The sequence below is a fragment of the Pseudomonas sp. F-14 TE3482 genome (assembly GCF_053629455.1).
Genome location: NZ_JBRJII010000001.1, coordinates 4586691 through 4599127, shown reverse-complemented (window position 1 = coordinate 4599127; position 12437 = coordinate 4586691). Strand labels below are relative to the sequence as shown.

The following is a 12437-nucleotide window of genomic DNA, read 5'->3' as shown; positions in this document are numbered from 1 at the left end:
CCAATTAATGGGCTTTAGAAGTCATTGGTTGGCGTGGAATGCCCAGTGGTGACGCACATATCATTGTGTATATATTTTGGACTGTCGCAGCCATGCTGCGTTAACTGGAAGTGAATGCATGAGCGCCGATTTGTTTATCTCTTACGCTTGGACATCACCATCCCATCGTGACTGGGTTCGCTTACTCGCTAGCCAACTACATTTAATTGGTTATGATGTAAAACTCGACGAGGATGTTGATTATGGATCAAGCTTGCACGGCTTCATGCGTCAGGTTACGGAAGCTACTCATGTTCTTTTGATTGTCGACGAAAACTACGTCGACAGGGCTGATAATATGCCAGAGTCCGGAGTTGGTATCGAGACCAAATGGATGAGTGAGGTTTTCACGAGCAAACCTCCCGCTTGGTTGTCAGTGGTCTTTTTACGGAATCCCAAGCGTCTCCTGCCTAACTGGCTTAAAGATCATGATCCAAAGGGTTTCGACTTTAATTCCTGCCCGGACAAGAATGAGTTTCCCGGGTCGCTCCAGCTCGAGGAAATCTGGCGATGGGTTGAGGGACTGCCGGCCAGTAAGGCTCATGCCGTTCCACTATCATTAATTCGTAAACGTGCCGCGCGAGTTGAGCGCATTGATGCTCGGCGCGACCCTGCACTTTACACGAACCCCGCCCTTAGTGAGCGTATAACCTTCCGCTACAGAGATCATGCTTACTTTACAATTGGCCACGGCGAGTTCGAATTTAAAGTGGCATTTAGTGGCCGTTCCCACGACAGCATCTACGTCTATACAGACGGTGGTCTGAAAGCGATCGGTCTGATTGCTGATCCGAATTTTGATCCGCTCGCTATAGCGTCTTTCCTGACACCAGGTCGTACAGTTGAGCCACTAATAGGGCAGAAAGTCGTACTGTTAAATGCGCACGGCGTTCTGTGTATCATCGCAATAGAGGGGGTACAGTGCGAAGTCAATACTAAAGAATATGTTCCAGGACATGTGACATTCACTTACGAGGTTCTGGTTAATGATTAGGCGATGTACGTAGAGTAGTGCCCTATATACCGCCGCAGGAAGGTCAATATGCCCATCGCTGCATGACTTTTTGCGAGCTGTGAAGGCGGATCGCTAAGCGCTGGAGCTCCTTCGCCCTATTCTGAATGAACATTTTCACGGCTTTCTAGCAGAGTTTTTGAAGCCTGCCAGGTAGGCGTCAATCGGTGTGTGGGTGATCACCGGAAATCCCTTTATTCTCCAGGGCGGGCGCTTGCTGGACAGCGCGCATAGCAATTCCGCCGAAGGACACGCTGGCATCCACATAGCGCAACGCGGACTTCATGTCTTTCCAGCCTACATAACTCATCAATCCCTTGATGTCCCATCCATTAGCTGACGCCCAGGTCGCAAAACCCCGCCGCATCGAGTGGCTGCTGTACAGCTGCGCTGGCAATCCTGCCTCTTTGAAAATGCGGCGCAGCACGGGGATCAAGCTATGCGACTGCATGGCCTTGCCTGAGAGATTCCCCCAACGATCAATCCGCTGGAACACAGGGCCTTTCGCGATCCCGGCAACTGTTATCCAGTTGATGTAGGCCTCCACGGGACAAAGCATAGTGAGCGCCGGCGTATGGAAAGTAGTTCCTTCATGCTGGCGGTCACCCTTGGTGTAAGGCAGGAAAAAGGTAACACCTTCACCGCTTACGGCTTGGGTGTCCTCTACCGTCAGCCTGGCCAACTCGTCGCCTCTAAAGCCCCGCCAGAACCCAATCAAAATCATCGCCACCGAGCGACGATGACGCACCAGAGATTTGTAATCTCCCCGTTCAATCGCAGCTGCAGCTTCCCCTTCAAGCCATGTGACCGCTTGCTCCAGGTGCTTCAGCAGTAGTGGGGCGGCCTGTTTAACCTGTGCTGGGTGCACGACCCTGATGCCTTTAATCATCTGGCGGACGTCAGGCGTCTTGGTCGGATCAGGGAAACCCTGAGTGATGTGCCATTGCGCAAGGGCTGCTAGGCGCTGCTTCAGTGTGTTGATGGAAAGCTTGTCGGCGTATTCCGCCAGGTAGCGCACGACACCCACGCCGGTTGTGGGCAGGTATCCGCCCCAATTCACTTCGAAGTGTTCGATCGCCGCCCGGTAACTCTTTTGCGTGTTCTCCCGGGTGCCGGCGCTGAGGTACCGATCTGCCTTTTCCATCGTTATTTGCCTTCAAAATCGAAGCGTTTCTGTCTTCCTGCGCCACATGGAGGTTTTCTGGGCGCAATAAAGAGTCAAGAAGCCATAAAGCACTATTATGGTCTTCTAGCATACCAAGTTCATACGGCATAAAATTCTTGTAAAATGTTATGTAGATACATGACATGTAACACATTACGCAATTGTAGGAGACCCCCATGGCCCGAGGCGGAATCAATAAAGCTGTTGTGCAAGAAGCACGTCAGGCACTACTGGCTAGGGGAGCCAATCCCAGCATCGATGCAGTGCGCGTAGAACTCGGAAATACGGGCTCCAAGACAACGATTTCTCGGTATCTGAAAGAGCTTGAGCCCTCCAGTCCAGAGCCCGTGGCATCACGGAAACGTATGGGCGACATGCTCAACGGCATGGTGCAAACGCTGCTGGATCAGCTTATGGAGGAGGGCCAGGAAGTAATCTCCCAAGCGACTGCGGCTTTTAACGTGCAGCGGGCGGCGCTGGAAAAGCAGCTCATCGAGCTCAGATCGGAACTGGCTACCGCTCAAAGTAATTCGGCCACCCAACAGGCCGCGATAGAAACGCAAAGCGCTGAACTTGTGACCACCCAGTCCTCGCTTCAGGCGGAGCTGACCCGCAACGCAGGCCTTAATAACCGCTGTACCAACCTTGAGTCTTTGGTTGCTGAAAAGGACAAGCACATCCAATCGCTGGAGGAGAAGCACGTTCAAGCCCGTGGGGCGCTTGAGCACTATCGGGAAGCGGCGAAGGAACAGCGAGATCAGGATCAACGTAAGCACGAGTCTCAACTGCATGAGCTGCAGGTTGAGCAGCGCAAGCTGCGGGAGACCGTCGCCGTAAAACAGGATGAGTCGACGCGGCTCAATCGCGATAACGAACGCCTGCTGGCTGAAACCAGGCAGCACAGCAAAGCCCTGCATACCCAGGAGTCCCTAGTTCAGTCCCTCAATACTCAGCTTGAGGCGTTGCGCCAGGAAGGCGCCAAGACCGCAGGAGTGACAGAGCATCTCAAAGAACAGATTTCGGTTTTGCGCGAAGAGGTCAAGGCACTCCACCAGACCGTAGCAATAGCCGAGCTGCGTGAGCAAGAAACCGCGGTGCTGTTGGCGGCTGTACAGAAAGAGAATGAGCAACTGCGGCAGGCTAGGATCAATGAACCGGGCCCAGAGGAGGGTGGAGATGTCGCCTCAGGGGTAGAGGATAAGCAAATTGCCGGGCACGCCAAGCCTTTAAAACGACCTAGGAGATGAAGCATGTATCAGATTACAGGGAATCCACGTAGCCATGATGAACGCACATCAGGTTGGAAACTCGCTCATCAGCGCCTATCCCAAATTCTCATAGAAAGGGGCGAGCTGTTCGATACACTCACTCCGATTATGAAGCTGGATGCTGCCGGGACAATGTATCAACGATCGGTTTGGATGCTCCCAAGAGCTACCGTGCAAATCAGTCATTACAGAAAGAAACGAAAATTAGTGAAACTTCAAGCTCCACAACTCACGTGAAAGAGATCTGAAAGCATTAGCGCTGATCAAGCCATAGCTCAGCAGCTCTTGTTGCACGGCATCACACCACTCCATAATTTTTCCAGCGCGATAGCTCTTAGCCACTATATCTTCAGGCAAAAGCTTGAAGGGGCGCCAGTGCTTACTGATAATGTGCGTAGTCGAAGACTTTCTTTGGACATTTGCCACACAACACCAATTCGAAGGAGGATTTACACAAAATACGTAAAATTGTTTTGCATCACATTCAGTGAGGCTTGCTATCGATATACCTCTTACAAAAATACACCACAATGCCAACTTCTCATAAGCTCTAACTTTTAGACGACTGCGCATTCCCGAATCGCTATTGGCGTAAGCGCCAAAGTGTACCAGCGTGTCTATATCAGCATGGGATAACTTCACGCATTTACTGAGGGTAGTTCCAACCTCAAACGTGTCAACTGGTGCAATTTTCCGGTTGTTTCCGTCAGCACAAAAAAATAATGGAGGAGGGGGTATTGAACACCGAGGCTGCTCACCTTCGGTAATAATTTTATTATAAATTTGGGGTGCTATATTTTTAACCCGCCTGATTTTGCGTAGAACCTGACCCTCTTTTTGGGTAATCGAAGAATCATGAGGGCATGGCGTATGCATGTTCAAATTATCGATCGCATAGTGCGGCGATGACCGCACAATCTTTTTCAATAGCATTCGGGGCGTCATGGTCATGAAGTCGAACATTGGTAGAGAACGTAATACATGTAAGAGAGCGTGAGGAGACTTAAAAATAGGCAAGAGTTCTTCTTGAATGGGTATTTGGCACAACCCAAGGAAGGTACGGTAACGATACAAAACTTCAACATATGCTTCAGGTAAAATTCGAACGATCAACTTACCTTTTCCTTGGATGCGAATTCTCCAAATATTTTGATGATCTCGACTGAAACAGGCCATGCTGAAAAAACTGCTCTCCGAGGATAAATCTTCGTAGGAAATATCCAGCAAGAAGCAGGTAGCCAATAGAAATAGTTTTTTTTCGTAAGAAGTTCGGCGCACTGGAAGTCCGATTACCTTATCAAAATTCTGCTCACTAAACGCGGTGAAATATTTGTTTGCCAGGTTACGTAGTGCTTCGCCACTCAGCGCTTGAAGGTGCGTCTCGTTTGTTGTTTTTTCACTTATATATATCGTATACCCAACCCGAGACGCTATATGTGCAAAGAATCGATTGAGCACTTGTCTCGTGTAATCGCGTGATTCAGACAAATGATCTTTATAAGGTCGCCACTTAGGATTCAGCGCAGCACAATTATTTATTCGGATAAACCTTTTACATGTACCCACACTACGCATTAGGGACTTTGGTGGTTTTTTAAAATAATCAAGAAAGCCCCAAGCATCCTCAATCCTGGCCCTCAAGGGAGAAACTTTCGCAGTGAAAAAACACCATATAAAGTACTTTTCAATCACCAAAGCGGCTGGTTGACTCATGCTCAAAGGCACACCATCTCGCAGAAAACCTCGCGCCAGGACGTAACATTCTGGTGCATCCAGAATCAGATCTAGCTGTTCAAGCATGCGGGTGATAAGTATGCTCTCTGCGGAATCAATAGATGGCGCCAGATCAAGAGGATCCCAGTGATTTCCGAAGAAAGCGAAATAGTTAATCTCCATTCCTTTGCACTCGGCTGATCGTACATATACCACCATAGCAACATCAAACAGGATGTCCAAGCGAAGCATGTTTTCGTTCGAATCTTAGTGAATGCTCAACTGAAGCAACGTGAGTAATACCATTTATTTATCGAAAGAATTTCAGGCTCAAGAATGGCCAATTAAATTTCGAAATCGATTGCGATAGAACTGCGGAGCGAATGGAACAGGCAGACCAGAGGGGTTGAGTTCATAGGTAAGCCGTCCATTTAATTTTCAACACTGACAGCTTGAAAGAACCTTTGATAGAAGTTCCGTCCTGACACGTCATTTAACATAATATACATTACACGTAACATTATGTTTCAAGATTAGCCCGGTTGCACGCAGATTTTGAAGCCCTCAATTCACCCAAGCCCCTCATCCTTGGGTCAGCTTTCCAATCAGCTCTGAATGCTCGGGAAACTGCTCTCTGAGCTTCTGTCGATTACCCATCTCCATATCTGCAAAATCAAACCCTGGTGAAACCGCTTCACTGATCAAACCGTATTCCGCTAAACCATTCATCAGCAGCGAAGCTTTCCAGACGCCACCAGGTACATGCAGCTGCAGACATTGCCCGGCGATAACGTCGCTGCCCATCACCACAGTATTCAACGTGCCGTCTGGAAAAATCAGGCTGTACTGAATCGGGTTTCCCAAATGGTAGTAATGAACGATGTCCGATTGATTCAAGTGAAAATGACCTATAGGCGAATCCTTGGTCAGCAAGTAATAAATTGAAGTCATCAAGTGACGTTGACCACCATTGATCTCGACCATGGCGTGGTGATCAGATTGAAAGGTTCTTCGGTAGAAACCGCCTTCCATGTGAGGCTCCAGAGCCAATGCGGCGATGACTGCTTCAGCGTCGGGAATTTGAATGTTGAACTCACTGTTGGTCATGTGGATTGCCCTCCTTAAAACACTGCAACTATTATGCAAATCTATTTGATAGATTATAACTATGCTAAATGGTTGTTTAGTCGTTTTATCTCGATAGCGTTTAAAAAGCGTAAGCAAACGCAATTGGTCAGCTTGACTCTATAGCTACCCCTGCCCTCGCAACACCGCAATATCCCGCTTGGGAGGTACGCCAAACAGACGGCTGTATTCGCGGCTGAACTGGGACGGGCTTTCATATCCAACCTTGTAAGCCGCACTGGATACGTCCTGGTGTTCATTGAGCATCAATCGCCTCGCCTCGTTCAGTCGCAGCCATTTCTGGTACTGCAAGGGGCTCATTGTGGTGAGTTGACGGAAGTGGTGGTGAAAGGTCGGAGTGCTCATCTGCACTCGGGCCGCAAGTTCATCGACGCGAAGCGTTGAGGTGTAATTCAACTTAAGCCAATCGATGGCTTTGGCGATCCGATAACCTTGGCCATCGACAGAAGTTATTTGTCGTAGCCGGTTCGCCTGATCACTCTGCAAGAGACGGTAGTGAATCTCGCGTTGAATCAAGGGGGCCAGAACAGGAATGGACTCCGGCTCATCGAGCAGTGCTAATAAGCGCTCGAATGACGCCAGCATTGCAGGGGTCACTGAACCAATTCCTACCCCCTTCGCAACTGATCGATCACGGGTTGGCGGTAGGTTACTTTGTGCTATCAGCTCAGCCAGCATGCGCAGATCGAGCTTCAAAGTGAGTCCCAGGCATGGCTGTTCCGGGCTTGCCGCCAGCACTTGCGAATTGGCAGGCAAGTCCAATGAGGTGATCAGAAATCGCGACGTGTCATACGGGTAGCCTTCGCCGCCTACCCAGAGCTGTTTCTCACCCCGGGCGACGAGGATGATGCTTGGCTCGACCATGCACACGACGGGCGGCGATGGATGTTCGCGCCTGAAGAAGCCGAGGCCCGTAATGGGCGTTCCGTAATCACCTGGTTTCGGGATCTGCGCGCCGATGATCTGCGCAAGCGCTTCTTGCTGCGATGTCTGTTGCGGTGCGGTGCCGTGTTTGATCGTCATGTTCGTCTAGTACCTCTTCGCTGAACTCTAACTCGCCAGTTCACGACCGTCCTGCAAAAAAACAGAGCCTCATAGAATCAGGCAAGTAATCCAGCGAAATGCACTACAGGGAGTATGGGCAGAACTGGAGAATGTTCATCCGACAAACCCATTGAGGAATCTCCCATGACGTCAAGTATTACTTCGTGATCGACAACGCCATGTTGGCTGATTAAGCACTGGGTCAAAACACTCCAGCAAACTACAACTCAATCGAAAGGACTATCCGGTGAAAGGAATTTTTCTTGCCCTGGGGCTTCTCGTTACCTCTTTTTCTTCAATGGGAGCCGATATGTCAAACGGCGCGGACAACTTCTACAAAAGCAAGAAAGTGACCGTTGAAAAGGTCACCTTCAAAAATCAATACGGTATGAAGGTAACGGGCAACCTGTTCACCCCGAAAGACCTCGCCTCCAAATCCAGGAACGCCGCCATCATCGTCGGCCATCCAATGGGGGCGGTGAAAGAGCAGAGTGCGAACGTGTACGCCACCAAAATGGCCGAACAAGGATTTGTCACCCTATCCCTGGATTTATCCTTCTGGGGTGAGAGCGAGGGCACGCCTCGCCAGGCCGTCTCGCCCGATATTTACGCAGAAGACTTCAGTGCCGCCGTGGACTTTCTCGGCACTCACCCAATTGTCGATCCTGAGCGAATCGGCGTCCTCGGCATCTGCGGCAGTGGCAGCTTCGCTATCAGTGCGGCCAAGATTGATCCGCGTATGAAGGCCATTGCCACCGTCAGCATGTACGACATGGGTGCAGCCAACCGTAACGGTCTCAAACACGCAGTGACTGCGGAACAACGGCAGCAGATCATTCGCGACGCCACCGAGCAGCGCTATGCCGAATTCCAGGGTGGCGAAATCCGCTACACCGGCGGCGCACCGCTCAAACTGACCGGCAATGCCGTGGGTGACGAGTTCTACGATTTTTATCGCACCCACCGAGGCGAAGTCACTCCGGCCGGCGCATCGCCGCAGACAACCACCATGCCGACGTTGACCAGCAACGTGAAGTTCATGAACTTCTATCCGTTCAATGACATCGAGACTATCTCCCCTCGCCCGCTGCTGTTCATTGCCGGCGCCCAGGCACACTCACGCGAGTTCAGTGAGGACGCCTACAAGCGGGCCGCCGAGCCTAAAGAGTTGCTCATTATTCCAGATGCCGGACACGTGGATCTTTACGACCGGGTCAACCTCATTCCATTCGCCAAGTTGACCACGTTCTTCAAAAGCAACCTGAAGTAGCCTGATCGGTGCCCTGACCGGGCATCACTTCTCTCGTAGCCTCATCCTCGGGGCTACGACGCTTCGCGCAATACAGGATTCAACCAATGACTGATCACCTCCTCCCTGCGCCCCATAAATCATGGGGCGCCGTATTCGCCATGTCGCTCGCCGCCTTCGTGCTGGTGGCATCGGAGTTCATGCCCGTCAGCCTGCTGACACCGATTGCCGCAGATCTACACGTCACCGAGGGACAAGCCGGCCAGGGAATTTCCGTTTCGGGGCTGTTTGCCTTGTTCACCAGTCTTCTGATCGCATCGGTGGCTGCGCGGGTTGACCGCAAACCGCTGCTCCTTTCACTGACACTGCTTATGATCCTTTCTGGAACAGTGGTCGTGTTCGCCCCGAACTACTGGGTGTTCATGACCGGCCGCGCGCTGATCGGTGTTGCGATAGGTGGATTCTGGTCATTGTCGGCGGCAACCGCCATGCGCCTGGTGCCTGATGACCAGATCACTCGCGCAATGGCCATCGTCAACGGCGGCAACGCTTTGGCGACGGTTATTGCAGCGCCACTGGGCAGTTTTCTCGGCGCCCTGATTGGCTGGCGCGGTGCATTCTTGTGCGTCATCCCAGTCGCGATAGTCGCTTGTGTATGGCTGTTGTTAAGCCTTCCACCGATGAAATCGCAAAGCGGTTCAGGCACTGGCAACGTCTTCAAGTTGATGAAACGCATGCCGGTCGCGTTAGGCATGGTGGCGGTCAGCGTGTTTTTCATGGGCCAGTTCATGCTGTTTACCTATTTGCGCCCGTTTCTTGAAACGGTCACGCACGTCAGTGTTTCCATGCTGTCGTTGATGTTGCTCGTCCTGGGTATTGCGGGCCTCGCAGGAACCTTCCTGATTGAAGCGTTCTTGAAAAATGGCCTGCATCGAACCCTCATCGTCATCCCGATCTTGATGGCGGTGATTGCACTGGCGCTTGTTTCATTCGGTAGCTCGGCGGCTACCACGACTGTTTTGCTTGGCCTCTGGGGACTGGTTGCGACTGCTGCGCCCGTGGGATGGTGGACATGGCTGGCGAGAACGTTGCCAGACGCTGCTGAAGCGGGAGGCGGTAACCGTCCGGCCAAGTCACCTACCCAACCCCGCAAAGCCAATACATGGTGTGCACTTAAATTTAAGTGGGCACCAGTTCTAGCCTTTTAAGCGGGTATTTCATGCAGCCAACACGCCGTTCCTATTCCAAGTCCTTCAAGGCCCAGGTCATTCAAGAGTGTGCCCAACCCGGCGCTTCGATTGCCAGCATCGCGCTCAGTCATAGTCTCAACGCAAACCTCGTCCACAAATGGATTCGGCTGCAAGCGCAGAAAAGCACGACGCTGCAACCTGCATTTATTCCGCTCCCCATACCGCTGACCGGAGCAAATTCGCAAGCTACCATCGACGAATATCTGTGTTGAAATCCAGCACCCGCGTGGCACCGTCAAAGTGGACTGGCCAACTGAAAATGCTGCTGCCTGCGCAACCTTTCTTCGAGACTTACTCCGATGATCCGCATCGATTCCATCTGGCTCGCCACGGAGCCGATGGATATGCGCGCGGGTACCGAAACGGGGTTAGCCAGAGTGATCGCGGTGTTCGGTGCGGCGCAGCCGCACTGTGCTTATCTGTTCGCCAACCGCCGCGCTACTCGCATAAAAGTTCTGGTGCATGACGGCTTCGGGGTCTGGCTGGCTGCTCGTCGCCTGAACCAGGGAAAGTTCCACTGGCCAGGTATTCGCCATGGCTCCAAGCGCATCGGCGAGGATGTCAGCGAGAAGCTGGACTACACGCCCGGCGTGTTCACCGTTGAACGCGATGTCCGTGGCAAATGGGTCTGCGATGACTGCGAAACCCGGATCCAGGCACCGGTTCCGGCGCAGGTCATCGACAAGGGCATCCCGACCGCCGGGCTGCTGGCCCACGTCATGATCGCCAAGTTTGCCGACCATCTGCCTCTTTACCGTCAGGAGCCGATCTTCGGTCGAGCGGGCTTGGCAATTCCACGCTCAACACTGGCTCAATGGGTGGGCGTGACTGGCGTGCAGTTGCAGCCGCTGGTCGACGCGCTGCGCGACGTAGTGCTTGAACAGCAGGTGATCCACGCCGATGAAACACCGGTGCAGATGCTCATGCCGGGAACAAAGAAAACTCACCGTTCCTATGTTTGGGCCTACGCCACCAGCCAGTTCTGCGAGACAGCGGCTGTCGTTTATGACTTCAGCCACAGCCGCGCCGGTGAGCATGCTCGCAACTTCCTGCAAGGCTGGAGGGGCAAGCTAGTCTGCGATGATTTTGGTGGCTACAAGGCCAGCTTTGAACTCGGCGTGACCGAGATCGGATGCATGGCCCATGCCCGACGTAAGTTCTTCGAACTGCACGCTACAAATAAAAGCACGCTCGCCGAGCAAGCCTTGCGCTATATCCAGTTATTGTACGAAATCGAGAGCGAAGTCCGCGACCTGGAACCGGATTTACGGCGCCGAATACGACAAGAAAAAGCCGTACCCGTGATGAATATGCTCCATGCCTGGATGATCGCCCAGCGTGACCTCGTGCCCGAAGGCTCAGCCATCAGCAGAGCACTCGATTACAGCCTGAAACGCTGGGCAGCGCTGTCGCGCTACCTCGATGACGGGGCTGTACCCATAGATAACAATTGGGCCGAGAACCTGATACGCCCTTGGGCTCTTGGACGTAAAAATTGGCTCTTCACAGGGTCGTTGCGCAGCGGGAAACGGGCGGCTGCGATCATGAGTTTAATCCAGTCTGCGCGGCTCAACGGGCATGATCCATATGCCTATTTGAAGGACGTCCTCACGCGGCTGCCTACGCAGCGGGCGAGTGAAATCGATCAGTTGCTGCCACACAGGTGGCAAGGTTTCACCCTTCTTGCCCACAGCCTGCCTATTGCCTAACTCGTTTGCTCACATAGCAATTTTCTGCCACTCCGTTTGGCTAGAACCATGAGCGTCAGCCCGACGAGAACAGGCGGAATGCTCAACAGTTGGCCAACGTTTAGTGGCAGGGAATAGTCATAGCTGGCTTGGTGCATCTTGGTGAATTCAAGCAGGAATCTCGCCGAGAAGACTGCTGACAAAAACAACCCGCTCAGGAACCCCGGTTCCAGGGTGGTGCGGCGTTTCTGGTACAGCAAGAACATCAGCAAAAACATTACAAGATAGACGCATGCTTCATAGAGTTGCGTGGGGTGCCTAGGCAGCGTATCAATTCGGGAGAATACAATTGCCCACGGAATATCCGTCGGAACACCGGCGATCTCAGAATTGAAGAAATTGCCCACTCTGATCAGACAGCCGCCCAAAAGAGCTACTATGGCAATCCTGTCCAGCAGCCAGAGATAGCCTATGTCGGAACGACGTCGGCAGAATAGATAGAGGCTAAGGGCGAGTCCAATAGCGCCGCCGTGGCTTGCTAGCCCGCCTTTCCAGATGGCTAGGATTTCCGCAGGATTGCTGAAGTAAAACGCTGGATCGTAAAACAGCACGTGCCCAAGCCGGGCGCCGAGCACTGTACCCAAGCCGAGATAGATCAGCAGAGCGTCCAGGTCACCCTCAGGCTTACCTTCTCGTCTGAAGATAAACCTCATGATCGCCATACCGAAGCCAAACGCGGCTGCGAACAGGACGCCGTACCAGTGGATATCGAGCACTCCGAACCGCATCAGTACAGGGTCGGCGTTCCATACAAAATACTGCTCCATCGCGCAATCTCTCCTTGGCTAGCAGACGCTTCCACT

General features: G+C 52.3%; 10 protein-coding genes and 2 pseudogenes. 7 read left to right on the top strand and 5 right to left on the bottom strand.

What is annotated here, in order from left to right:
• Nucleotides 1–118: 118 nt before the first annotated feature.
• The gene (locus tag AB7M26_RS20680; protein WP_429385933.1) at nt 119–1033 is read left to right on the top strand and encodes a toll/interleukin-1 receptor domain-containing protein; all 915 of its coding nucleotides are present in this window, start codon (nt 119–121) and stop codon (nt 1031–1033) included.
• 178 nt (nt 1034–1211) lie between these two features.
• Here AB7M26_RS20680 and AB7M26_RS20675 read toward each other — a convergent pair whose 3' ends face one another.
• Nucleotides 1212–2195 (bottom strand): tyrosine-type recombinase/integrase, encoded by a 984-nt coding sequence (locus AB7M26_RS20675; protein ID WP_429385931.1) that lies wholly within the window; start codon nt 2193–2195, stop codon nt 1212–1214.
• A 197-nt stretch (nt 2196–2392) separates the two neighbouring features.
• Between AB7M26_RS20675 and AB7M26_RS20670 the strand changes: the two genes are divergently transcribed.
• A complete protein-coding gene (locus AB7M26_RS20670) occupies nt 2393–3463 on the top strand; it encodes a DNA-binding protein (protein ID WP_429385930.1) in 1071 nt (356 codons plus the stop codon).
• A 225-nt stretch (nt 3464–3688) separates the two neighbouring features.
• On the opposite strand, the gene AB7M26_RS20665 is transcribed toward AB7M26_RS20670, so the two are convergent.
• The 3 genes from AB7M26_RS20665 to AB7M26_RS20655 form a co-directional block, all read right to left on the bottom strand.
• Nucleotides 3689–5449 carry a hypothetical protein gene (locus tag AB7M26_RS20665; protein ID WP_429385928.1) on the bottom strand — a complete coding sequence of 587 codons (1761 nt, stop codon included), beginning with the start codon at nt 5447–5449 and terminating at the stop codon, nt 3689–3691.
• A gap of 330 nt (nt 5450–5779) precedes the next feature.
• Nucleotides 5780–6304, bottom strand: coding sequence for a cupin domain-containing protein (locus tag AB7M26_RS20660; RefSeq protein ID WP_123494727.1), 525 nt, complete (start codon nt 6302–6304; stop codon nt 5780–5782).
• A gap of 144 nt (nt 6305–6448) precedes the next feature.
• Nucleotides 6449–7366 (bottom strand): AraC family transcriptional regulator, encoded by a 918-nt coding sequence (locus AB7M26_RS20655; RefSeq protein ID WP_123494728.1) that lies wholly within the window; start codon nt 7364–7366, stop codon nt 6449–6451.
• Nucleotides 7367–7685: 319 nt separating this feature from the next.
• Here AB7M26_RS20655 and AB7M26_RS20650 point away from each other — a divergent pair, with 319 nt between their 5' ends.
• The 5 genes and pseudogenes from AB7M26_RS20650 to tnpC all read left to right on the top strand — a co-directional run.
• Entirely contained in the window at nt 7686–8657 is a 972-nt protein-coding gene (locus AB7M26_RS20650) for an alpha/beta hydrolase (RefSeq protein ID WP_429378179.1), read from the top strand.
• 86 nt (nt 8658–8743) lie between these two features.
• Nucleotides 8744–9844 carry an MFS transporter gene (locus AB7M26_RS20645; protein ID WP_259698661.1) on the top strand — a complete coding sequence of 367 codons (1101 nt, stop codon included), beginning with the start codon at nt 8744–8746 and terminating at the stop codon, nt 9842–9844.
• 11 nt (nt 9845–9855) lie between these two features.
• On the top strand, nt 9856–10098 hold the full coding sequence (locus AB7M26_RS20640) for a transposase (RefSeq protein WP_123494731.1): 243 nt from the start codon (nt 9856–9858) through the stop codon (nt 10096–10098).
• Nucleotides 10099–10185: 87 nt separating this feature from the next.
• Nucleotides 10186–10425: pseudogene (tnpB, locus tag AB7M26_RS20635) on the top strand (IS66 family insertion sequence element accessory protein TnpB); the annotation flags it as partial.
• A gap of 3 nt (nt 10426–10428) precedes the next feature.
• Nucleotides 10429–11595: pseudogene (tnpC, locus tag AB7M26_RS20630) on the top strand (IS66 family transposase); the annotation flags it as partial.
• On the opposite strand, the gene lgt reads toward tnpC, so the two are convergent.
• Nucleotides 11592–12401 carry a prolipoprotein diacylglyceryl transferase gene (gene lgt, locus AB7M26_RS20625; protein WP_123494732.1) on the bottom strand — a complete coding sequence of 270 codons (810 nt, stop codon included), beginning with the start codon at nt 12399–12401 and terminating at the stop codon, nt 11592–11594. The pseudogene tnpC and the gene lgt sit on opposite strands and share 4 nt — an antisense overlap.
• Nucleotides 12402–12437: the final 36 nt, after the last annotated feature.

Excerpts from the sequence above, each read along its gene's own strand:
- AB7M26_RS20680 (WP_429385933.1), top strand. The coding sequence starts at position 119 with ATGAGCGCCGATTTGTTTATCTCTTACGCTTGGACATCACCATCCCAT.
- AB7M26_RS20675 (WP_429385931.1), bottom strand. The coding sequence starts at position 2,195 with ATGGAAAAGGCAGATCGGTACCTCAGCGCCGGCACCCGGGAGAACACG.
- AB7M26_RS20670 (WP_429385930.1), top strand. The coding sequence starts at position 2,393 with ATGGCCCGAGGCGGAATCAATAAAGCTGTTGTGCAAGAAGCACGTCAG.
- AB7M26_RS20665 (WP_429385928.1), bottom strand. The coding sequence starts at position 5,449 with ATGCTTCGCTTGGACATCCTGTTTGATGTTGCTATGGTGGTATATGTA.
- AB7M26_RS20660 (WP_123494727.1), bottom strand. The coding sequence starts at position 6,304 with ATGACCAACAGTGAGTTCAACATTCAAATTCCCGACGCTGAAGCAGTC.
- AB7M26_RS20655 (WP_123494728.1), bottom strand. The coding sequence starts at position 7,366 with ATGACGATCAAACACGGCACCGCACCGCAACAGACATCGCAGCAAGAA.
- AB7M26_RS20650 (WP_429378179.1), top strand. The coding sequence starts at position 7,686 with ATGGGAGCCGATATGTCAAACGGCGCGGACAACTTCTACAAAAGCAAG.
- AB7M26_RS20645 (WP_259698661.1), top strand. The coding sequence starts at position 8,744 with ATGACTGATCACCTCCTCCCTGCGCCCCATAAATCATGGGGCGCCGTA.
- AB7M26_RS20640 (WP_123494731.1), top strand. The coding sequence starts at position 9,856 with ATGCAGCCAACACGCCGTTCCTATTCCAAGTCCTTCAAGGCCCAGGTC.
- lgt (WP_123494732.1), bottom strand. The coding sequence starts at position 12,401 with ATGGAGCAGTATTTTGTATGGAACGCCGACCCTGTACTGATGCGGTTC.